Genomic DNA, 23,619 nt, shown 5'->3' with positions numbered 1-23,619 from the left:
TCCATTTTGATAATTATAATAACCATCATTCATGTTATTTTCATTAGAATAAGACTTATCTTTTTTACTCATAATAACCACCCCTTCTTCACTTATTATAGTGTATAGTAGTATTATATTATAGTAAATTCTTTATTTATTAGTAGAACACCATTGATTATTTGTAGCAGTTTTTTCATGCTTATGACAAGATTCTTCTTTGTCATAAGTCCTCGGTACTGAAGTCCAATTATTACAACCTTCACTTTTTCCATCATTATATTCACCATAAGAAGTACTTGAGCTTTTTTCTTTTTTATTTTCTTCAGAAGTTATCTGTGAGGAACTTTCAAGTATATCATTTTTTTTAAATTTATTATTCATAATAAACACTTCCTTTCTACAAGTATAGATTGTGCACTAGAGCAGAGTTTTATCCGTATTTTAATTATCCTCATTTATCATTTTTATGATTCTCTAGGTTATTTAATACTTCTAAAAAAATATTATACATTTCTACCTTGTTATTTTGATTAGAAAGAATTTTAACTTAAAAACATATAATTATATGGAATATATTTTCAAAAGTAAACAAAGCTTTTTCATATATCTGTCCATATAAAAAAATAAAGCTACAAAAAATTCAACATAAAGATGAACTTTTTTAGTAGCTCTATTTTTATAATAAATATTTTATGTAACATTCCATAGATTATACTACGGGCATATTTTGCATAAGTCTAATAATATAACTCAATGTATGAAAATCTCTATCTACTTCCAACTTAATATAATTAAGCCCTTCTAGTAAAGTTTCTTCTTCGAATTTTTCACTTAAAATCATTAATGTTAGTTTATTTATAGTTCCATCCTTTGTATCAAAAACTCTTGATTTTTTGATAAATTGATTTTCCATTACACTTAAAACTAATTGTTTTAATTTTTCATTAATTTCAAACTCAGGCATTGCATCAAAAACCCTTATACCAGGATGATTTTCTTTTAGATTTTTAGCTTTAGTCATATCGCAGCCTACGAATATTGTATTTTTAAATTTTGCATCAAGAAAATCTACAGAATCTAAGTTTGCACCTTCAAATACTGTATCTTCAAATTTAGCTTCTTTAAATTTACATCCTTTTAAATTTGATCCTATTAATTCCGCTCCTTTAAAGCTACATCTAAAAAAATTACATTTTTTAAAGTGAGCTCCTCTTAAACTTGCATAATCAAAATTTGAATTTGAAAAATTGCAATTGTAACATTTACTTCTATTAAGATTTTTATAAATAAAATTTTTATTAGTTTTTTCTGCATTATCATAATAAAAATTTTCTGGTGCACTTCTATTTATAGCCATAACTAGTATCCTTCCTATTCTTTAATATCAATTTTTAACGTCCAAAAACTTTGATTCGATAATTTTATTATCTCATCTTAGTTTAATCGTTATTTCTACATTTTATCACATTTATCAATAATTATATACTTTTATATTTTCTAGAGCTATCTTTAGGCACACAAAAGAATGTAATTACAATCTATTATATAATATTATAAATCAACTATTTAGTTTCTAATATTATTATGAATCTAAATATCTATTTTGCCATATCATAATAAATTAAACTCTATACAAAGACAAAATAAGAATATCTCAAATTACTTAGTATTTACTATTTTGAGATATCCTTATTATTGATTTTAGTGCTTTTGATTAATTGTCATATCTCGACCTCTTGAGACAACTTTATTTTCAATATCTTCTCTTTCCACAAAAGCCTTAACTTTTGATTGTGACATGCTTCCGGTTTCTAGAATAGTTTTTTCCTTTTTATTTTTTGACACTTAGATCATCTCCTATCTAATTTATCTAAAAGACTTCTCCTTAATATTATTAGAATTTTATTAAAACTTATGTGTAGTATTTTTACATATAATTTGATAAATTATAGAAAAAGATGTAAAATAATATTAAATAATATTAGTTATTGATTAAAAAACAAAAATTATTATACTCATCTAAATTTTTTATTATAAAGGAGATGTCAATATGTTAAGCGAAAAATTACTTAATTATCTTAATGCTCAAGTGAATTTTGAAATATACTCATCATATGCTTATTTATCTATGGCAGCCTATTGTGAATCAGTTGATTTAATTGGATTTGCTAACTTTTTTAAAGTTCAATGTCAAGAAGAACTATTTCATGCAATGAAATTTTATGACTACATATTTCAAAAAAATGGTGTTGTAATATTAGAACAAATTGAAAAACCAAACAGTAAATTTGAAAGTATCTCAGATGTTTTTGAAACAGGATATGAACACGAACAACTAGTTACAAGTAGATTATATAAAATTGCTGATATAGCAACTGAAGAAAAAGAACATGCAACTATTAGTTTGTTAAATTGGTTTATTAATGAGCAAGTTGAAGAAGAAAATACATTTAATACTATTCTAAAGAAAATTAAGAGAGCTGAAAATAACCCAGCAGCTTTATATATGTTAGATGATGAGCTTGCAGCAAGAGTGTATACTCCACCTACAACAACTAATGCTTAAGAATATAAATTAATGTATAAAAAAGAAATAGAAGTGGATTATATATCCGTTCTATTTCTTTTTTAGTTGATATATTAGGTACAATCTGTTATCAATAGTTATTTTTTTAAATTTCCCTCAAGCCAATTTATAAATTGTTTTGCAGTTCTTGGTGAACGTGCATTGTTCCATCTTACCCATTTTAATGCTTCTGCATGAAGATATTCTATATTAACCTCGAGACCTCGAGATTCAACTATTCCATCAATTATCTTCAAATATTCTTTTTGATCTGGTGAATAGAATGATACTGTTATTCCAAATCTATCTGATAAGGATAATTTTTCTTCTATTGAATCACTAGCATGTACATCATCTCCAGATCTTTCACTAAATGTTTCCTTAACTAAATGTCTTCTATTTGTTGTTGCATAAATTAGCATATTGTTTGAGTTACTTTCTACTCCACCTTCTAAAATCGTCTTTAAGGCAGAATAACTAGCTTCTCCTTCTTCAAAAACCAAATCATCAACAAATATTATAAATTTTAAATTCTTATTTTTAAGAATTCTTATTATTTTTGTAAAATCTACAAGTTTATCCTTATCAACTTCAATAAGTCTTAATCCTTCGGTATAATATTCATTTATAATAGCTTTAACAGTTGAAGACTTTCCAGTTCCTCTTGAACCATATAATAAAAGATTATTAGCTGGATGTCCACTCAAAAATTGCTTTGTATTATCAATAATTGTTTCCTTTTGATCCTCATATCCAACTAGATCCTTTAGCATAACTGGATCTGGTTCCTCAATACCTCTAAGATATGTTTTCTCTTCAAGGTGTTCCCAAACAAATGCTCTATATTCTCCAAATATTCCAGTACCATATTGTTTATAGAACTCTATAATATTATCTAAAGAGTTACCCCAATTATCATAACTTAAGATATTTGATTTTAATTTATCTATAGCTTTATATGAATCATAATCTTCATCAGAATCAACTTCAAAGTCTATAAGAGCATTTATTACCTCTACTTCAAAATTCTTTGCTTTTCCTTTATGTATTATTGTTTCTTTGATTTCCTCAGATGTTATACTTGCTATGTATTCAAGTGCATTAAGTTCATACTTTACTTGCTTTATAATATGCTTATTGCTTAAACTTTCATAGTCTATCATACTTGTAAAAGAATTATTATCTAAAAAGACCATATCAATAATATATCTTTTAAAAGAAGTTTCATCAGCCTTGTTTATAAGTTCATAAGCAAAATCATTATAAAGACTAATGCTCTTTTCTATAGAAATTTCTTTTTTATTTAAGTATTTTAACAATATTTTATATTTTTTTAATACATTGTCCTCTTTTATGTTAGTAAAAATACATAATGAATTTATCATTACGCTTGCTTTTTTCATTGGTTCAGATTCTATATACATATATATTGCCCCCTATAAATATTACATTTAATAATATTTTACTACTATTTTTCATGATTGAATAGCTTTTGGATTTATACTTTATCTAATTTGTAAATTGTGTCATAAAAAAAGGAAATGAAGTATCTATTCTAATGTATATTACATCATTTATTTCCTTGCTATATTTTATAACAAATTCACTCATGAATTAGTAATATTCAGAATATGCCTTTATGATTGTTTATCACCTTATATTAATTTAATTTATTTTATAATTAAAATAAACTAACATAATATTCTTATTATGCTAGTTTATTGTTTAATATAGAATTATTGTTCAAATAACTTTTCTCCAATTAATGCAAAGCTTTGAAGAACTAGAAAACATTTTATATCAAACTTATCATTGCTTTGTATAAGTTCTTTAGCTTCTTCTTGAGATACTAACATTGCCTCGATACATTCATCATCTTCAAGATATTCACCACTTATTTCGCCTTCACAAGTGCAATATACCAAAGCCAAAGATTCATCTGTCATACCTGCTGAAACATATACTTTATCAGTTCCTCTATTTTTTATGACATCTATTATTTTAAGTCCTGTTTCCTCCATTAATTCTCTTCCTATTGTTCTCTTAATATCTTCACCTGGATCAATAAGACCTGCTGTTAATTCATACACATAATCATTAAGTGGAATTCTAAATTGTTTTATTATAACAAGCTTCTTTTCATCTTTATGATATGCAGCAATTATTACGCCATCAGTAGCATCTTCTTTATTTTCAAAGAATTGCTTTTGAAGAGTATCATTGTCCTTTCTAGATGCTATCGTCCATGTTCTCATGTTTCCAACTTTATTTTCATACTCTGCTTCATATAAACTTAAATACTTAGTTTCTACCAAAGCATTTAATCTAGTGACTTTATTTTGTTTCATATATCTGTATTCCTCCTAACATATATTGAAATTAGTAAATAAAAATTTATTTGATCTAAATCTTAAATCGTATTTATTTCTAGTAAAATTATACTTCAAATTTATATTTTATGCATTATATAAAAAATCTCTAAAACTAGAAATAAAGGGTATTCTTTTGTTTAGTGTTACAATAGAGAATCAGGTTGCAGGCATTTCTTAATTAGAAGTTGTTCCATTTTTGTTTGTCCTGAGCTTGCCTCAGGAACATGCAGAAATGGTGCAACTTTTGATGTTAGAAATTCACAGACTAATTCTCCAGTAACCGCAACAACAGAGTACCCTTTATTTCGGTGGTTCATTAGATATCTTTTATACTCAAGCTTATTCTTTTATTTTCTTCATCTACACTTAAAATTTTTGCTTTAATTTCGTCTCCAACTTTTAAAACTTCTGATGGGTGTTCTATTCTATTATGTGATATCTTTGAAATATGAACCAATCCATCAACGCCCGGCTCTAATTCAATAAAAGCACCAAAATCATTAAGTCGCACTACAGTTCCAAGAACTATAGATTCTTCTGGATATTTTTCCTTAGCATTATCCCAAGGTTTAGCCGTAAGTTCTTTTATACTTAAGGAAAGTTTTTTCGCTTCCTTATCTAGACCTATAATTTTGACATCAATAGTTTGGCCTTCTTTTAATATATCTCCTGCATTTTTAACATGATTCCATGAAATTTGTGATAAATGTAATAATCCATCTATACCATTAATCTCAATAAAAGCACCAAAACTTGTAAATCTCTTTACCTGACCTTTTACAACATCTCCAAGGTTAAAGCTTTCCCATGCCTTTGCATCTTCTACGTTTTTAACTTCTTCTAATAATATTCTTCTTGATGCTACAATTCTCACTGGATTTTTTAAAGAGAAATCTATTAATTTCACTTCTATATTTTTCCCAACAAAACCACTTTTATCATTAGTGAATTTAATATCAATTTGTGAGCCTGGTATAAAAACTCTAACACCTTTATAATCTGCAATTAAACCTTTTTCAGTAGCACCTTTAATATTTATCTCAAAAGTCTTTCCTTCAGTGAAAAGCTCTTCAAGTTCTTTAAATGCTTCTTTTTTTTCATATTCTAATCTTGATAAAACTACATATCCATCGCTATTTTGTAATTTTATAACCTTAGCTTTAATAGAATCTCCTATATTAAGTTTTTCTGAAAATGTTATTGGATCTTCTTTAGCAGATAATTCTGCATGAGGAATTATTCCATCAGCTTTATATCCTACAAGTGAAACTAAAATAGAATCTCTTGTTTTTGAAAGTATTTCTCCTTCTACTTCATCACCAATAGCAAACCTTTTATCTAGTTCGTCCATTAATGATAATTGATCTTCAAAATTATTATTTTCTGTATTCATAATATCAAGTACCTCCTTAATAATCCAATCTGGTGTAGATGCACCAGCAGTAACTCCTATTTTTTTCATATCTTTTCTATTAATAAAATCAACTGGCAGTTCTGAAATATTTTCTATATGAATTGTATTAATGCAATTTTCCTTAGCAATTTCATATAACTTTGTAGTATTTGAACTATTTTTTCCACCAATAACTATCATAGAATCTGCTTCTTTAGATATTTTATTAGTACTTCTTTGTCTAGCCTCAGTAGCTGAACAAATTGTATTAAAAGCTAACACTTCTTTTACAGAGCTCAAATTCTTCAATGTATTTTCCCAATTTTTCATCTTTTCAGTTGTTTGTGCTACCACACATACCTTTTGTGGTATTCCATTTTCAAAAGTACCATCTTTAGTGATAATCGCCTTATCTTCACACCAGCCATTAATTCCTCTAACCTCCGGGTGAGTTTCATCTCCTAATATTATTATATGATAACCTTCTTTTGAATATTTCTTAACCTTCTTTTGAATATTAGTTACAAAAGGACATGTTGCATTTAAAACTGTTAATTGCTTTTTTTCAAGTATATTTAAAACTTCTTCAGAAACGCCATGAGATCGTATAACTATAACGTCACCCTTGTTTAATATATCTATATCTTTTAATTCTATAGAAAATATATTGTTTTCTTCTAAAAATTTCACAACATCATTATTATGAATTAGAGGTCCTAAAGTATAAATTTTTGTGTTATTCTCTCTTTGAATTTTAAGAGCTTCGTTCACAGCTCTTTGAACCCCAAAACAAAACCCTGCATTTTTTGCTAAAATAACTTCACTCATTATTATCTCCTTGCTAAACATATTCAAAAAATAACAAGTAATTATGCCTTATTTAAATTTTTCTATATGCTCATTAATTGTATTTACTACTCCATTAATATCTAAAGAAGTAGTATCGATTTCAATGGCGTCAGCTGCCTTTCTTAATGGATCTGTGGCTCTATGAGTATCTTTGTAGTCTCTATCTATGATATCTTTTAATATTTGATCATATGAGCATTCTAAATTTCTTTCTTGCAATTCTTTAAACCTTCTTTTAGCCCTTTCTTCTGGACTCGCTGTTAAGAAAAATTTAAATTTTGCATCTTTAAGAACAACAGTTCCGATATCTCTACCATCCATAATAACATCAAACTTACTCGACATATCTCTTTGAAGTTTTACAAGTATAGATCTAACTTCAGGAATACTCGCATAGCCAGATACAATACTGCTTATATTAGGCATGGTTATTTTTTCTTGAATATTTTCGCCATTTAAAATTAAATCATCATTTTCGAAATGCATTTCCATATTACATATTAGATCACAAATCTCATTAATTTTTTCTGGTGATAAATTATTTTCTGTAGCTTGAAGCGCTACTGCTCTATACATTGCCCCTGTATTTATGTACATAAGGTCATATTTTTCTCCAACCAATTTTGCTATAGTACTTTTACCTGCTCCTGCAGGTCCATCTATTGCTACTGAAATCCTCAAAATTTTCTCCTCATTTCTTAGCCCCATGAACTTATGGCTTATATTAAAATTATATAATTTTTTATAAATTCAAACAAGAGTATAATTATTAAATAGTCTTTTCGTTCGTGTACTTTATTAAATATTGCTTCCAGCTATAAATCCTGTTGAAAATGCAATTTGTACATTATAGCCTCCTGTAAAGGCATCAACGTCCATTACCTCTCCTGCAAATGAAAGATTATCTATTATTCTAGACTTCATGGTAGAAGGATCAATTTCTTTTATATCTACTCCACCCGCTGTCACGATACCTTCGTCTATTGGTCTTAAGCCCTTAATATCAAATGTTAAACTTTTAATTAAGTTAACTAAAGTTTTTCTTTCTTCTTTTGTTATTTCATTTACCTTTTTAGTTTCTGAAATTCCCGACATTTCAATAATCATTGGAATTAACTTTTGTGGCAATAACTCATCTAAAGAATTTTTAAAATCCTTATTTAAGTACTTGCTAAAATCTTTTTGAATCCGTTTATCTAATTCACCTATATTCAATGCAGGTTTTAAATCTATATGCAATCTATAGTTTTTACCTTTTTTTATAAACCTACTCCCGCTTAATATAAGTGGTCCTGAAACTCCAAAATGCGTAAACAACATTTCACCAAAATTCTTATAAACAACTTTTTTATCATTTTCTTTAATTGTTACTTCTACATTTTTTAAAGATAAGCCCATAAGTTCTTTTGTTTTTGCATCTTTAACTTCAATTGGAACAAGTGCAGGAGTTAACGGAATTATATTATGACCTAGCATATTGGCAAATTTTTGACCTTCACCCCTTGAACCAGTAAGAGGATATGTTGCTCCACCAGTTGCTATAATAAAATAATCACCACTTAGGATTTCATCCTTATTTATTTCAAGAGCTATTATTTTTTTATCTTTAAATTTAATATCAGTAACTTTAGAATTTAATCTTATTTTTACTTTAGTTCTACTTAGGGCATTTGATAAACCTCGTATTATATCTGAAGATTTATCAGATTCAGGGAAAACTCTATCTCCCCTTTCAACCTTTAGTTTAATTCCTTCACCTTCAAAAAAATTCATAGTATCATCATTAGTGAAACTATATAATGAACTATATAAAAAATGTGGGTTACCTGGTATGTACTCAAAAAACTCAGATATTTCCTTTGCATTAGTAACATTACATCTTCCCTTACCAGTAATAAAAAGTTTCTTTCCAATTCTTTCATTACCATCTAATAATATTACCTCATGTTTTTTTGTTGCTTGCAGAGCCGCCATCATACCTGCCGGACCTGCGCCAATAACAATAACTTTACTCAATTTTTAAAATCAGCTCCAATCTGTTATCTACTTTATTAATAAGTAGATGTATTTAATAAATTATATCATACATGTATTAGATATAAAAATAGCTTGAATATATTTTAAACACTATATCCAAGCCATTTAGCTATATCATTATCTATTATCTACTTTTTCCGGATACATGTCATGATTCATCATTCTGTAATTTGCCATTTCTTCGAACTTTGAGTTCTTCATTCCATAGTTACAATATGGATCTATGCTTATTCCACCTCTTGGGGTGAACTTTCCCCATACTTCTATATATTTTGGATCCATAAGTTTTATTAAATCTTTCATTATTATATTCATACAATCTTCATGGAAATCCCCATGATTTCTAAAGCTAAATAAATATAACTTTAAAGATTTGCTCTCTACCATTTTTATATTTGGAATGTAACTTATATAAATTGTAGCAAAGTCAGGTTGACCTGTAATTGGACAAAGACTAGTAAATTCTGGACAGTTAAATTTAACAAAATAATCATTATCAGGATGCTTATTATCAAAAACTTCTAATACGTCAGGAGTATATCCATAATCATACTTAGTTCCTTGATTTCCAAGTAATGTAATTCCTTCAAGTTCTTTTGACTTTCTTCCACTTTCGCTCATTGTTTTTCTCCTTTAAAATACATTATGTAAAATTTGTGACTAGAGTTTAATGGTAATTTTCAATTATCAATTAAGAAACGAATGCCTGAAGGGATTTGAAAAAAGCTAAAGTGTTCATAGACATCTTCGTTCTGATTATTCAAATTTAGATAATAAACTACGATCATTGATCATTCCTCTTTGTGCACAAATACTTTTCCAATCCTCTTTTTCTAAGTTTACAAGCTGGACATTCGCCACAGCCATCTCCAATTATTCCATTGTAACAAGTTAAAGTCTTTTCTCTTATGTAATCTAATTTTCCAAAGTTATCTGCCATTTTCCATGTTTGTTCTTTATCTATCCACATTAATGGAGTGTGAACTACAAAGTCATAATCCATAGCTAAGTTTAAAGTAACATTAAGAGATTTTATAAATATGTCTCTACAATCAGGGTATCCACTGAAGTCTGTTTCACATACTCCTGTTACAATATGTTTTGCACCTTTAACCTTAGCTAGTACTCCTGCAAAAGTTAAAAACAACATGTTTCTTCCCTCTACAAATGTTGACGGAGGTGCTCCATTTTCTCCAACTTCAATTTCTATATCATCTCTTGTAAGTGCATTAGGTGCTAATTGATTAAGTAAGGCCATATCTAATATATGGTGTTCTACACCTAATTCCTTAGCTATATCAGTTGCACAGTCTATTTCTTGTCTATGTTTTTGGTTATAATCAAAGGTAACTGCTATAACCTCATCAAATTCTTTAAGTGCCCAAAATAAACATGTAGTGGAATCCTGACCACCACTAAATACTACTACTGCTTTTTTATTCATATCTAAATCCTCCAATGATTTTTTTAATTCTTAACTGAATTAATTACTTCATGATTAATAAAGCTTCTTGTCTTAACATATCATTTTCTTGAAATTCTCCAGAAAAAGTGGTTGTTGTCGTAAGTGTTCCAGGTTTTTTTATACCTCTTGAAGTCATACATCCATGTTCTCCAGTAATAAGAACACCAACATCACTACTTCCAGTAACCATAGAAACTATTTCTGCAATATCACTACCAATTCTCTCTTGAAGTTGAAGTCTTCTTCCTACCATATCTGCTATTCTTGAAATTTTACTAAGTCCTATTATTTTTTCCTTTGGTATATATACAACTGTAACTTTCATATTGTACATAAGTGCTAAATGATGTTCACAGTAACTATGAATTGGTATATCTCTAACAACAACCATATTTTTATGGGCTTCAGACATAAATTCTTCATTTTCAAATGTAGTCCCAAACATTTTTGCAATTTCTTCATTTGAAAGAGTCATTCCTTCAAAAACTTCTTCATACATTTTAGAGACTCTTTTAGGTGTATCTAACAATCCTTCTCTATTTGGGTCATCACCTAGTGCAATTAAAATTTCTCTTATACATTCTTCTATCTTTTTAGTATCTATCTTCTTTGACATATCCAATCCTCCTAACATTTTTAAGCCGCTTCTAACTCTAAAATCTAATAATATTTCTTAAACACCTCTTGCGTTCTTATCCCAAATAACTTTATGTAGTTGTATTTGTAATCTAACTTTGTTTAAATTTTTATCTTTCATGAATTCTACAATTTCTTCCATATTTATAGTTCCCGAGACAGGACTTAAATAAACTAAGCATTTAGAAGTTAGATTATATTTCTTTATTACATCATAAGCAATTTGTAAATCTTCATTACTTCCTAAAACAAATTTATAAACATCATTAGGTTCCACAATATTTAAATTACTCAAATTCATCTTATTAGTCATATTGCTACTTGGTAACTTAAAATCAACTATGTAATGAAGATTACTATGTGTATATTTTTTCTTAAATGGTTCTATATCTACAGATCCATTAGTTTCTATATGAATCTGTAAATTGTCATCACTATCTAAAAGTTCTAAAAGTTCGTCTATATTTTCTTGAATTAATGGTTCTCCACCTGTCAAAGTAACATTCGTTGCTTTATTTTCTTTTATGTAACTATAAATTTCTTTAGCATTTAACACTTCACATGTACTTTCTTTTTCCCAGGAATAAGTAGTATCACACCAAGAACATCTTAAATTACAACCTTGAAACCTTATAAAAGTTGCAAGTTCACCTGAACTAGGACCTTCTCCATCTATTGATAAAAATTTTTCTACTATATTAAACATCTATAATCCTCCAATTAGTCTTCTGTATATATGCAACTATTATTAGGTGTTTCAAATAGTTCCACTTCACATACTGGCAATCCATTAATTTTTAATCTATTAAAAATATCTCTCGACATCTCCTCAGCAGTCGGCCTATAATTTACAAAATATATATCAAAATTATTTGGAAGTTCTTCTAATTTCTTTGCTAAAGCTTTTCCTTCTTTATTATCTTCTATAATTAACTTATGATCAAAAATATTTGCAATTTCTTTTAAAGTATATTTAAAATTTGAAAAATCATCAACCATTCCTCTAAGCTGTCCTTCTGTATGTAAAGTTTCTGCTTTTATTTTTGCAATTAACCTATATCTGTGTCCATGAATATTAGAACATTTTCCTTTATATCCACTCAGATAATGTGCCATATCAAATTGTACTTCGCTTTTTATTTTAAACATATTCTTCTCCTTACATAATTACTATAATAGTCTATTTTTACTTTGTTGGACAGAACAAAAGTGACTGCCCCACATTTTAATTGACAGTTTATATTGTTTTTTATTATAAATATTTGATTGTACATCTCACTTTTCCAATATGTGAATTACTCATATATGTGATTAATAAGTTCCTGGTTACGCTTCATACTTTTTCATATGTGAAAAGCTTGTATATGCGCTTCGCACTTTTTTATATATGCGAAAAGTTCTTGGTTGCGCTGCGCGCTTTATTTATATGTGTATATTTTTATACGCAAAAAAAGTTAATTTTGGTATAACTAAAACTAGCACAACAAAATTAACTTTAAATTCTTAAATAATTTAAAATTAAATTGCCTAGTTTTGTTTAAGGACAGGATGGTCTAACGAACTGTCCATTATTAAATTGATACTGGTAATAATAACATATTTCATTTAAATATGCAATCCTTCTGTCGTATTCTAACTCAATGTGTTATAATTAACATGAATCAAATAATTATATATTGACACTGAGGAGGTCTTTCTTTGAATATCCAAATGAGATTTAGGCATAAATTTGCATATAGTTTTTTCGATTTTGCAGCCTATAAAGAATTTTTAGTCCAAGGACTTAGGAAATCAATTCTATATATTTTCCTAGTCACTTTGATATTTTCTACTTTATCCAATCTAAATACAATAGATAAATTTAATTCTGAAATATCTAGTATACAATCAACATTTATACATAGTGCGCCAAACTTTGAGCTCAAAAATGGTGTATTTTCTATTGATTCAGATGAGCCTATTTACTATAAACATGATGGGCAACAACTTGTTGTTGATACTACTGGCAAAACGGATAAATCAATTTTAGATTATTATAGTGAGTGTATCTATATAAATTCAGATGAACTTATTATTAGACAGAATTATAATACACTACAAACTCTAAAACTTTCAAATTTCAATGAATTAAATTTAACAAACGAAACTATACTTGATACTATGTCTATTTTAAAAATTGCTTTTCCACTAATACTACTATTTTTTAATCCTTTACTTGCATTCTTATTGAATTTAATTTCAGGATTTTTAGTATTAGGTCCATTATGTTTATCTATTAGTTCTATGATAGGTGTTAAATTGAATTATTCCAAAGCGTGTACTTTAAGCTTTTATGCAATGACTCTACCACTGTTACTAGAATCTTTATTAGATATATCAGGAATAGCTTTCCCTGAATTCTTCGGTATTTTCTATGTAATTTCTTTAATTTACTGTGGATTAGCTATTAAAAAAATAAAAAATATTGATAAATCAACTTTAAATATTATGAAATAAACTTAAATTTATTATTTGGCTAGACGTTAATTAATGAGAGAGTAGTACTTTATAAATAAGTGCTACTCTCTTTTAGTATATTTAAAATTTATTTTCTGGTTATCTTGTTTTCTATTTCTGAGTAAATGTGAATACTGAAGTAATATGAAGTACATCAAGCACTATAATTACGTTTATGCAAGTTAAAACTCCGCATAATACATCTTCTACCTTACTATTTGTTTTTACATTGCTTAAAGAAAATTTCTTCTTACTTAAAGGATAAAACCAAGGTAATCCCCCAATAGTGAAACTATCTAAAATTAAATGGGATAATGCTCCTATAAATAATCCTTTTATACCAACTACAAGTAATTTATCGGTAACCATGCCAAGACTTATTGAGTATAAAAGTAAGTAAATAAGTGGTGCATGAAAAAATTTTCTATGTCCTGCAAGCTTATTGATTACTTTAGATACGGTTTTAGTTTTATGTCCAATATAGCTATTTTTATGATCAATATCAGGAAATATACTTCCAACAAGTGCACCACCTAAAAGTATTCCTTTATATAATATAGGTAGATTTGTTGTTTGTAAATTTACATATAATCCTACTAATATTCCTCCATTTATATGTGTTTTGTAATTCATCTTATGTACTCCTATTTTTATTTTATCTTTCGTATGAATTTCTTCATTGTATTATACTATATATTTATCAGATATCAATAGGTATCGTTTTCCTTACTATTATTATATTTGAATATATATATTATTGAAAAAAACTCCACTAAAAACTGTGTTTTTAGTGGAGTTTACTTTAATCTTTATTTCATAAACAAATTCTAAAATTATAAATATTTAATAATTTTAATATCTAATAATCTTTTTGTTTAAATGTTATTGTATCTTAATATGATTCTTATCAGAACACATTTTTTCAGATTTGCAACCATTACATCCACAATTGCATTTTCCTTTTGAAGAATTTTTTAAAGACTTAACTATTATAAATCCAGCAAAAAATACTATTAGAGTTGTAATTATTATTTCTATCATTTAAGCTTCACCTACCTATAATATTGAATTTTTAAGGCAAATACTAAAAATCGAGTTATTTGTACTTAAATTAATGATTAGAATATTAAGCTACCTATATTAAATACTAAGAATGCAGCAATCCATGCAATTACTAATTGAAAAAATATTGAAAATAAAGTTAACTTTGTTCCATATTCTTTTTTCATAGTTCCAATTACAGATATACATGGAGTATAAAGTAATATGAATACTAAGAAAGCATACGCAGAAATAGTTGTGAAATGATCTGGTAAAATAACTGATAGATCTCCAGCAAAAATTACTTGCATTGATGCTAACACTGATTCTTTAGCAAGTAGGCCAGAAAGAAGTGATACTGCTGATTGCCAATTACCAAAACCGAGTGGTGCAAATAATGGAGCAATTATATTACCAATAGATGCTAATATACTATCGTTAACTTCATTTACCATTCCGTGAGTATTAAAGTTTGATAAAAACCACACTACGACACTCATTGCAAATATAATAGTTGCAGCTTTCTTTAAAAAGCTCATGGCTTTATCTTTTGTTTGTTTATATATTGAAGAAAGCTTTGGCCTTTTGTATTCAGGAATTTCAATTATAAAAGGTTCTTCATCTTTTTTAAAATATGTATTTTTAAATAATATTCCTAGCAAAAATGCAACCATTATTCCAAGTAAATATAGTGATGATACAATAAGTCCTCTATGTGTTTCAAAAAATACTGCTGCAAAAACCGTATAAACAGGTAATCTTGCATTACAAGACATAAACGGTACAAGTAGTGCTGTAAGTTTCCTATCTTTTTCACTTTCTAGAGTTCTAGCAGTCATTATTGCAGGAACTGTACATCCAAAGCCTATTATCATCGGTATAAATGCTTTACCTGAAAGGCCCATCTTTCTCATTAACTTGTCCATCATAAAGGCTACCCGTGCCATGTATCCACTATCTTCTAATATAGTTATACATATAAACAATACTAAAATTATTGGTAATAATACTATTATTCCTCCAACTCCAGAAATAATCCCATTAACAATAAGAGAATTAAACCAAGGTGATGTTGATGCAAGTAGATTCCCTACATTTGGTATTAAGGTATCATTTAAAAATCCATCTAATAAGTCTGAAAGGGGTTGTCCAACCCAAGAAAATGTTAATTCAAACATTAAAGCCATTAACAATATAAAAATTGGATATGCAAGTATTGGATGTAATACCCATTTATCAATTTTCTCAGTTATAGTCGGCTCATTTTTAGTCTGTGTTGTAACACATATCTTCAATAAATCTTCAATAAATTCATAGGCTTCTTTTTCAGAAGAAAAGTTGTATTTTTCTGCATCTGAAGCTGTATAAAAATCTCCTTTTTTTAGCCTCTCTTCAATTGTATCAATACCTTTATTTTTGCCTGCAACAATAGGAATAACTTCTACATTTAATTCTTTAGATAATCTCTCATAATCTATAACTATTCCTTTTCTGTCAGAAACGTCAATCATATTTAAAGCTAATATTATTGGTTTATTAAATTTTTTAAGTTGAGTTGTAAGGTATAAATTTCTATTAAGATTTGATGCATCTACAATATTTAATATTAGATCTACATCTCCGTCTTGTAAAAACTTTTTAGATACCTTTTCTTCATTTGAGAAAGTATCCATAGCATATATTCCTGGTAAATCTACAATTTTAACATTGTCAGAAATAAAGCCTTCTTTTTTATCTACAGTTACACCTGGCCAATTACCAACATATTGATTTGACCCAGTAAGGGCGTTATATAATGTGGTTTTTCCTACGTTAGGATTACCAAGTAAAGCTACATTTATCATAAATTTAAGTCTCCCCTATCCGGCTAATAATTCTCGCTTTAGTTAATTTTTCATACGTTGTATTTATATCTTATTAAATTAGATTTTTATTCACTTATTTTTCTAATAATATATACTTGGCATCATTTTTTCTAATAGCCAAATCGAATCCTCTAAAATTTATGATTATTGGATCTCCAAGTGGGGCTGTTCTTCTAAGTTCGACTTCCGTCCCCTCAATGCATCCTAATGCAAATAATCGCTTTATTAATTTTGAATCTCCTTTAATAGATGAAATTATTCCTCGTTCTCCTTGTTTTAAATTACAAATACTCATAATTACACCTCCTAATTGAAAATACTTATCATATAATTAAGAATATCATTATTGGGTGGATTTTGCAAGAAAAAAATGATGTCTTTTAAACATCATTTTTTTGGTACCTAAAAATATAATATTTATTTTTGTGTTTCTATCCTCTGATCACATTTTTTATTATGCTATTCTTCTTCATCATCCATTTCTCTTCTTGGAGAAAGAGGCATGTTCCATGCACTGTGTTCAGTATGAAGCAATTTATAGGCTTTATGTGATAGTGGTTTTTCCATATAATCAGCATAAAGTTTTATAACAGAAGGATTTTCATGAGAAAATCTTAGTGTAGACTTTTTATCAAGATCATATAAGTTCTCTCCACGCACCTTCGCTAGTTCTAAGCCATCTGAAATTGGTTGTCCACCACCACCTGAGCATCCACCAGGACAAGCCATGACTTCTACAAAATCATATTTAACCTTTCCTCGTCTTATTGCTTTAATTAACTTTCTAGTATTTCCAAGCCCACTTACTATTGCAACTTTAATAGGTATTCCTGTGATTTCAAAAGTTTTTTCTTTCCAGCCATCCATGCCTCTTATTTCTTCAAATGCATCTGGATCTGGATTTTCACCTGTAACCAAGAAATAAGCTGATCTAAGAGCTGCTTCCATAACTCCACCTGTAGCCCCAAAAATCACGCCTGCACCTGAACCAACACCAAGAGGGATATCAAATGCTTCTCCTTTTAAATCTTTAGGAATAATATGTTCTGCTCTTATCATCCTATCAACTTCACGTGTTGTAAGAACTAAATCAACGTCTGGGCCTGCCCCTGCATCATTCATTATAGGAATTTCACTTTCATGCTTTTTAGCAATACACGGCATAATTGAAATACAATAAATATTTGATGGATCTACATTTAAAAGCTTAGCATAATAACTCTTTGCTACTGCACCAAACATCTGCTGTGGTGATTTTGCTGTTGAAAGCTGACTTACCATATCAGGATATTGTGATTTTAAGAAACGTACCCAACCTGGACAACACGATGTAAACATTGGAAATACGTTGTTTTCTCTGTTTTTTAGTTTTTCTAAAAACTCACTTCCCTCTTCCATAATAGTAAGATCTGCACTAAAATTTGTATCAAAAATATAGTTAAAACCCATTCTCCGTAATGCTGCAACAAGACGTTCTACAGTAGCCTCCTCACGTGAAAGTCCAAGAGATTCTCCCCAGGCGGCTCTAACAGCAGGTGCTATTTGTACTACTGTAATCTTATCTGGATTTGCAAGTGCTGCAAAAGCCTTTTCAGTATCATCTCTTTCTCGAAGCGCCCCTACAGGGCAGTGAGTAATACATTGTCCACATAAAGAACAATCAGAATTTTTAATTTTTCTATTATATGAAACATCTACTGTTGTTCTAGAACCAGTATTTGCAACATCCCAAATATTAAGACTTTGTATTTTATCACAAACTTGAATGCAACGCATACACTTAATACATTTTCCAGCATCACGTATTAATGGAAAGCTTTCATTCCATATATATGGCTCAACATTTTTATCGTAATTTAATTTTATTATACCTAGATCATTAGCAATCTTTTGCAGATTACAATTACCACTTCTTACACAGAATGCGCAATTACAGTCGTGTTGAGAAAGAATAAGTTCAACATTGGTTCTGCGAGTTTCACGAACTCTAGGGCTATTGGTAAATACCTCCATGCCATCTTCTACCATGTTATTACAAGCAGGAAGCAATTTATCTTTTCCTTTTACTTCAACAACACACACACGACATGCACCTATTTCATTTATTCCTCGCAAATAGCAAAGACTTGGGATAGGAATACCGGCAAATGCTGCTGCATCTAAAATGGTAGTACCGTCTTTAACATCTACTTTAATATTGTCGATTTTTAAATTTACCATTTTTTTATCCTCCCTCCCTTAAATACTCCATAGCCAAAGTGATCACATCTTAGACATCTTGATGATTCTTGAAGTGCCTCTGCACATGTCATTCCACATTCTATAAGTTCAAAATCCTCTTTACGCTCCATAGCATCTCGCTCTATCATATTAACTCTTCCACAAGCTGGTCTATCATCTAATCTTGCAGTTGGAATTTCGACATCCGTACTAATAATATGATTATATCCTAAATAATTATCAATATTTGCAGCAGCTACTTTACCTGCTGCAATTGCGCGAATAACAGTTGCAGGACCAGTTACGCAATCACCACCTGCAAATATTCCAGGACTATTTTCAATGCCACTTGAACTCAATGCTTCAATTACACCTCTTTTAACAGGCACACCATATTCAGCAAAGTGTCGAGATTCTATGCCTTGTCCAATTGCTATAATGAGCACATCACAAGGAATTTTCTTCTCTTCTTCTTCTGAATCTACTATTGAAGGGCGTCCAACAGCATCAATTTTCCCGATTATTTGAGGCTTTATCCAGAGTGCATTAACTTTGCCATCCTTATCATTTTCAATTCTTACTGGTGCTTGAAGTGTTAATATTTCACAGCCTTCAGCAATAGCACCTTCTACTTCATCAGGCAATGCTGTCATATCAACTTTTCTACGCCTATATACATTACATACTTTTTTTGCACCAAGTCGCATTGAAGATCTTGTAACGTCCATTGCAACATTTCCGCCACCAATTACTATAACAGTTTTTCCAGTAAAATCAGGGGGGGTATTATCACCAATAGCCCGTAACATCTCTACTGCTGAAATGACACCTTTACTTTCCTCTCCCTTAATACCTATTTTTTTGTCAATATGAGCACCAATAGCAATATAAAGTGCATCATATTTATTTTTAACATCTATCAACGAAACATCCCTACCAATAGTAATACCTGTCTTTATTTCCACACCAGTAGAAATAATAGCTTCAATATCTTCATCTAATCGTTCTCTTGGGAGACGATAACTAGGAATTCCATAGCGAAGCATACCCCCTAATTTAGAACGTTCTTCATAAATTACAACGTGATGACCCATAAGAGAAAGGAAATATGCTGCACTTAATCCTCCAGGACCTCCACCAACTACGGCAACATTCTTACCTGTAGACTGAGCACAGACTGGCACTGGAACTTTTCCTGCATGATCAACAGCATAACGCTTAAGACCACGAATATTTACTGAATCATCTATCATATTACGTCTACATCTAGCCTCACAAGGATGTTCGCAAATAAGCGCACAAGTAGTTGGGAAGGGATTGTCCTTTCTAATAAGGCGAACTGCATCAGCATTTCTTCCTTCAGATATTAGTGCAATATAACCTGGAATATCTACTCCAGCAGGACACAATGCAACACACGGAACTGGTTGATCCAAATTACAAATACATCTGTCATTTATAATATGTTCCACATAATCATTTTTAAAACCTATAACACCTTTTAGTACCATATTAGCTGCTTCGTATCCAATTGCACAATCAGCAGAATTTGAAATTACTCTTGCTGTCTTTTCAATTAAATCAATTGTATCTAGTGTTGCGTTACCATCTAGAACATCATTAAGCAAATTTTCTAATTGTGCTAGTCCAACTCTGCATGGAACACATTTTCCACAAGTTTGTGCATGGCACAGTTTTAAAAAGGAAGCTGCCATATCAACTGGACATAGTCCCGGAGGGCTGGCAATTATTCTACGCTCTAAATCTTTATAAAGTCCTTCTACTACAGTTTGTGCTCTATTGGGTGTTGTAATATCAAGTCTACTCATTTTTGCTCCTCTCTGCATGAATTCTCATGCTTACCAAATAATAAAATTGAAACTTTTTTAGTGAAGTTTTTTACACTCTAACTGAATTTAATTTCACCTATTCCACAAATGGAACCTCGTCTAGAGTAGTGTTATTCTTTAGTATTAGATAATTAATGCATTTTAGAAGATTACTAAATGTTCTAATTATTATTATACACCGTTTTCAGAAAATTCCCAAAATTCAATGTCAAATCTATTATATATTAATCATCTACTTTCAGAGATTAAGTTAATTCATCAAATCTATATATTGTATAGATTCTACGGACCTCTTAAAAATATAAGATTTTTTCATTAAAATTTTTCTTGGTTCTCTTACGTAAGGAATGTACATACTGTATACTATAAATTTCATCATCAATCATTTTTTTCTTTTTCAGAAGAATATGCCTACTCTTATTACGCACTAAAAATCACTCAAAAATTTAAATTTCTTGAGTGACTTTTTTCTTTATATTAAATTTATCTAAAATTATATTCTGTAACTATACTTTCCCTATTCTGAGTTTTATCATTAAAATATTCATAAAATGATAATTCTAAAAAGCTTCCTGTTATATTATAAACATTATTAAAACCTAAATTTTGAAGTGCTAAAACAACATTATAACTTCTTTGATCAGTTCTGCAATGAATATACACTGGTTTATCTTTTGGAATTTCGTTTGTTCTTTCCCGTTGGCACTTCATATAATAATTTTAAATGTACAGGAGAGGAATTAGGCATAATTCCTACTTTATCTGTAAGTATTACACGTACTATATCGTAATTAATCTTCATATTAAGAACATCTATAAGTGCTTCATTTAAACCAGTTGCTGCTCTATTATAATTAAAGACTTTTATAGATGAGGAACCTATATATCCTTTAGTGAACAATTTGAAAAAGACACATGTGGCCCTTTTTCAAACATTATTATTTCATCTTCTTCACTATTTCTTCTAAGTCTAGCAGCCGCTGACGCACCTCCAGCAACTCCGCCCACTATTAATATCTTCTTTTTCATAATATTTCCTCCCACCAATAATTTAATCAGAAACACTAATTTATTATTTTTTGGATATGCCTCATAAGAATTCACATTCAAACTTATATTTGTTCTATGATAAATTTATATATTTTTTTGATATAAAAACAAGTTACTTTCTTTGTGTTCCTACATATGATCCCATTCCACCAGAAACATTAATAACCTTAAAGCCTTCACTTGTAAGACTACTGCATGCTCTTGCGCTTCTTCCACCAGATTGACACATTATGTAATACTTATCTGGTTCATTTAAAAGTTCACCCATTGGGATATTTTTTGAACTCTTTATGCTTCCACCTTTATATTCATAATCTTCCCTAATATCAATTAATTCAACTTTTCCAATTAAATTATCAATATCATTTATATTAATAACTTTTCCATCATTTCCTTTTGAAAATCCAAACATTTTTATCTCCTCCTAAATTTATATTAATATTTCGCCGTAATTATGCATTTACTCCGTTTCTTAACTTTATTATATACTTATATTTTACAAACATATGTGATTTGGTCACACATATTTAATAAAAAAACAAATTTTTTATTAAATTAAATAATTTGCTTTCATATTTATTTATCTTAAAACATCTCATCTTATAGTTTGTTTTACTATTGTTTTTTCTCTAATTTTTTTTGCACCATAGTTTAAACTTGAAATTTGCTTTAAACCTGCACTAATAAATATTATCACAATAATCCATGCAGCTATTGTAAGTATTATTTGAATAAAAGGAAATTGACTAGTGCTTATAGGCATATCCCAAATTGCATGCAATCCAATTGTAATAATAAAATATTTAATAAATTTGATATTAATAATATGTTTCATTTCTAATCTATCATCTTCTTTTACCATTACCAATGCTGCGCCAGACATAGCTGCCCAAACAATATGACCTCCAAATGCTAAAACACCTCTAGTATATATTATTCTCATCATTATTGGTATTTGTAATCCATAAGCAAATTCATATCCAGCAGTTTCAAATACTGCAAATCCTGCTCCAACTGCTGCTCCAAGTAGAAGCCCGTTTAAAATAAACTTTCTCTTACTTCCCCTTAGAAAATATGCAACCACAACAAACTTTGCAGATTCTTCAATAACTCCTATCATAATTGCACCATAATAATCTACGTCTCCCACAACAATTATACGGCTAAATATCATTGTTAAAAGTAAAGAAGATACACCTCCAAAAAAGAATATTTTAATTACATCGAAAATGTTAATATTTCTTGGGGCATTTAATTCCCAAAAAAAAACAAGTAATGAAAATGGAACTGCTAAGGCACCTATAAATATAATTCCTGGATATGCTAATATATTTCGAAAAATTCTTAATAAAACTACCAATCCAAGAAAAGTGATTGCAAATAAGAAAAATACTCTTGAGTATAACCAAGGCTTAGGCCATTTAGAACAAATATCTCCCTCTATTGGTGCTGTTTTTGCGGTTCCACAAATAAAAGTATTTTCCCTTTCCTCTAAAGTATGTTTCTTAAATACATTAATTATTAAATCCATTAATCTTAAATCTACTTGGTCACTTACTCCATTCTTAGTTCCTTTATCTGTTTCAGCGTAATTTTGACTATCACACAAATTAAAACCACATGAACTACAAAATTTTGAATTGTTCAAAACTTTTTCTCTACAATTGGGACAGTTCTTTATATTTTCCTCCATATTATTACTCCTCCTTATTTTTCTATTTAACTATTTTTACCCAATTATCTCTTTGTAATTCAAATTTTCCATTTGCTAACCCAGTCCCTAATAATAAAATTCAA

Annotated in this window: 22 protein-coding genes and 1 pseudogene; 2 read left to right on the top strand and 21 right to left on the bottom strand. The window is 29.0% G+C overall.

Translation table 11 applies throughout. From position 1 onward, the window contains the following. Window positions 1-132: 132 nt before the first annotated feature. Entirely contained in the window at window positions 133-363 is a 231-nt protein-coding gene (locus DIC82_13705; protein ID AWK52000.1) for a hypothetical protein, read from the bottom strand. 328 nt (window positions 364-691) lie between these two features. Further along, window positions 692-1,339, bottom strand: a complete 648-nt coding sequence (locus DIC82_13700; protein ID AWK51999.1) for a hypothetical protein — start codon at window positions 1,337-1,339, stop codon at window positions 692-694. A gap of 693 nt (window positions 1,340-2,032) precedes the next feature. Between DIC82_13700 and DIC82_13695 the strand changes: the two genes are divergently transcribed. Continuing rightward, window positions 2,033-2,548 (top strand): ferritin, encoded by a 516-nt coding sequence (locus DIC82_13695; GenBank protein AWK51998.1) that lies wholly within the window; start codon window positions 2,033-2,035, stop codon window positions 2,546-2,548. A 98-nt stretch (window positions 2,549-2,646) separates the two neighbouring features. On the opposite strand, the gene DIC82_13690 is transcribed toward DIC82_13695, so the two are convergent. The 10 genes from DIC82_13690 to DIC82_13645 all read right to left on the bottom strand — a co-directional run bounded on the left by DIC82_13690 (window position 2,647) and on the right by DIC82_13645 (window position 12,449). Further along, on the bottom strand, window positions 2,647-3,972 hold the full coding sequence (locus DIC82_13690) for an ATP/GTP-binding protein (protein ID AWK51997.1): 1,326 nt from the start codon (window positions 3,970-3,972) through the stop codon (window positions 2,647-2,649). A 312-nt stretch (window positions 3,973-4,284) separates the two neighbouring features. After that, window positions 4,285-4,896: a DNA mismatch repair protein MutT gene (locus DIC82_13685; GenBank protein ID AWK51996.1), complete on the bottom strand. Its 612-nt coding sequence runs from the start codon at window positions 4,894-4,896 to the stop codon at window positions 4,285-4,287. 340 nt (window positions 4,897-5,236) lie between these two features. Then, window positions 5,237-7,141 carry a bifunctional 4-hydroxy-3-methylbut-2-enyl diphosphate reductase/30S ribosomal protein S1 gene (locus DIC82_13680; GenBank protein ID AWK51995.1) on the bottom strand — a complete coding sequence of 635 codons (1,905 nt, stop codon included), beginning with the start codon at window positions 7,139-7,141 and terminating at the stop codon, window positions 5,237-5,239. Window positions 7,142-7,189: 48 nt separating this feature from the next. Then, window positions 7,190-7,843: a (d)CMP kinase gene (locus DIC82_13675; protein ID AWK51994.1), complete on the bottom strand. Its 654-nt coding sequence runs from the start codon at window positions 7,841-7,843 to the stop codon at window positions 7,190-7,192. A 117-nt stretch (window positions 7,844-7,960) separates the two neighbouring features. After that, window positions 7,961-9,178: an aminoacetone oxidase family FAD-binding enzyme gene (locus DIC82_13670; protein AWK51993.1), complete on the bottom strand. Its 1,218-nt coding sequence runs from the start codon at window positions 9,176-9,178 to the stop codon at window positions 7,961-7,963. Window positions 9,179-9,316: 138 nt separating this feature from the next. Continuing rightward, the gene (locus tag DIC82_13665) at window positions 9,317-9,820 is read right to left on the bottom strand and encodes an NADPH-dependent 7-cyano-7-deazaguanine reductase QueF (GenBank protein ID AWK51992.1); all 504 of its coding nucleotides are present in this window, start codon (window positions 9,818-9,820) and stop codon (window positions 9,317-9,319) included. Window positions 9,821-9,983: 163 nt separating this feature from the next. Further along, window positions 9,984-10,643 (bottom strand): 7-cyano-7-deazaguanine synthase QueC, encoded by a 660-nt coding sequence (gene queC / locus DIC82_13660; protein ID AWK51991.1) that lies wholly within the window; start codon window positions 10,641-10,643, stop codon window positions 9,984-9,986. Between the two features lie 43 nt (window positions 10,644-10,686). Then, entirely contained in the window at window positions 10,687-11,280 is a 594-nt protein-coding gene (gene folE, locus DIC82_13655) for a GTP cyclohydrolase I FolE (protein AWK51990.1), read from the bottom strand. A 57-nt stretch (window positions 11,281-11,337) separates the two neighbouring features. Beyond that, window positions 11,338-12,006: a putative 7-carboxy-7-deazaguanine synthase QueE gene (locus DIC82_13650; GenBank protein AWK51989.1), complete on the bottom strand. Its 669-nt coding sequence runs from the start codon at window positions 12,004-12,006 to the stop codon at window positions 11,338-11,340. Window positions 12,007-12,020: 14 nt separating this feature from the next. Continuing rightward, window positions 12,021-12,449, bottom strand: coding sequence for a 6-carboxytetrahydropterin synthase QueD (locus DIC82_13645; protein ID AWK51988.1), 429 nt, complete (start codon window positions 12,447-12,449; stop codon window positions 12,021-12,023). 549 nt (window positions 12,450-12,998) lie between these two features. Here DIC82_13645 and DIC82_13640 point away from each other — a divergent pair. Continuing rightward, window positions 12,999-13,796 carry a DUF1189 domain-containing protein gene (locus tag DIC82_13640; protein ID AWK51987.1) on the top strand — a complete coding sequence of 266 codons (798 nt, stop codon included), beginning with the start codon at window positions 12,999-13,001 and terminating at the stop codon, window positions 13,794-13,796. Window positions 13,797-13,907: 111 nt separating this feature from the next. On the opposite strand, the gene DIC82_13635 is transcribed toward DIC82_13640, so the two are convergent. From DIC82_13635 to DIC82_13595, 9 genes and pseudogenes are all read right to left on the bottom strand, one after another. After that, window positions 13,908-14,429 (bottom strand): metal-dependent hydrolase, encoded by a 522-nt coding sequence (locus DIC82_13635; GenBank protein ID AWK51986.1) that lies wholly within the window; start codon window positions 14,427-14,429, stop codon window positions 13,908-13,910. A gap of 249 nt (window positions 14,430-14,678) precedes the next feature. Continuing rightward, window positions 14,679-14,834 carry a FeoB-associated Cys-rich membrane protein gene (locus tag DIC82_13630; protein AWK53092.1) on the bottom strand — a complete coding sequence of 52 codons (156 nt, stop codon included), beginning with the start codon at window positions 14,832-14,834 and terminating at the stop codon, window positions 14,679-14,681. Window positions 14,835-14,914: 80 nt separating this feature from the next. Next, window positions 14,915-16,681, bottom strand: coding sequence for a ferrous iron transport protein B (feoB, locus tag DIC82_13625; GenBank protein ID AWK51985.1), 1,767 nt, complete (start codon window positions 16,679-16,681; stop codon window positions 14,915-14,917). 94 nt (window positions 16,682-16,775) lie between these two features. Then, the gene (locus tag DIC82_13620; GenBank protein AWK51984.1) at window positions 16,776-16,997 is read right to left on the bottom strand and encodes a ferrous iron transport protein A; all 222 of its coding nucleotides are present in this window, start codon (window positions 16,995-16,997) and stop codon (window positions 16,776-16,778) included. A 164-nt stretch (window positions 16,998-17,161) separates the two neighbouring features. Further along, a complete protein-coding gene (locus DIC82_13615) occupies window positions 17,162-18,922 on the bottom strand; it encodes a hydrogenase (protein AWK51983.1) in 1,761 nt (586 codons plus the stop codon). Beyond that, complete coding sequence (locus DIC82_13610; GenBank protein ID AWK51982.1) at window positions 18,916-20,751, bottom strand: glutamate synthase; 1,836 nt, start codon at window positions 20,749-20,751, stop codon at window positions 18,916-18,918. The genes DIC82_13615 and DIC82_13610 overlap by 7 nt, the downstream gene beginning before the upstream one ends. A 504-nt stretch (window positions 20,752-21,255) precedes the next feature. Continuing rightward, window positions 21,256-21,664 (bottom strand): annotated as a pseudogene (locus DIC82_13605) (pyridine nucleotide-disulfide oxidoreductase). A 270-nt stretch (window positions 21,665-21,934) separates the two neighbouring features. Further along, window positions 21,935-22,234, bottom strand: coding sequence for a rhodanese-like domain-containing protein (locus DIC82_13600; GenBank protein AWK51981.1), 300 nt, complete (start codon window positions 22,232-22,234; stop codon window positions 21,935-21,937). A gap of 183 nt (window positions 22,235-22,417) precedes the next feature. Beyond that, window positions 22,418-23,515, bottom strand: coding sequence for a PrsW family intramembrane metalloprotease (locus DIC82_13595; protein ID AWK51980.1), 1,098 nt, complete (start codon window positions 23,513-23,515; stop codon window positions 22,418-22,420). Window positions 23,516-23,619 lie beyond the last annotated feature (104 nt).

The organism is Clostridium beijerinckii, assembly GCA_003129525.1.
Taxonomy (GTDB): domain Bacteria; phylum Bacillota; class Clostridia; order Clostridiales; family Clostridiaceae; genus Clostridium; species Clostridium beijerinckii_D.
The sequence above is the reverse complement of the archived record's forward strand: the minus strand, read 5'-3'. Positions and strand labels throughout refer to the sequence as shown.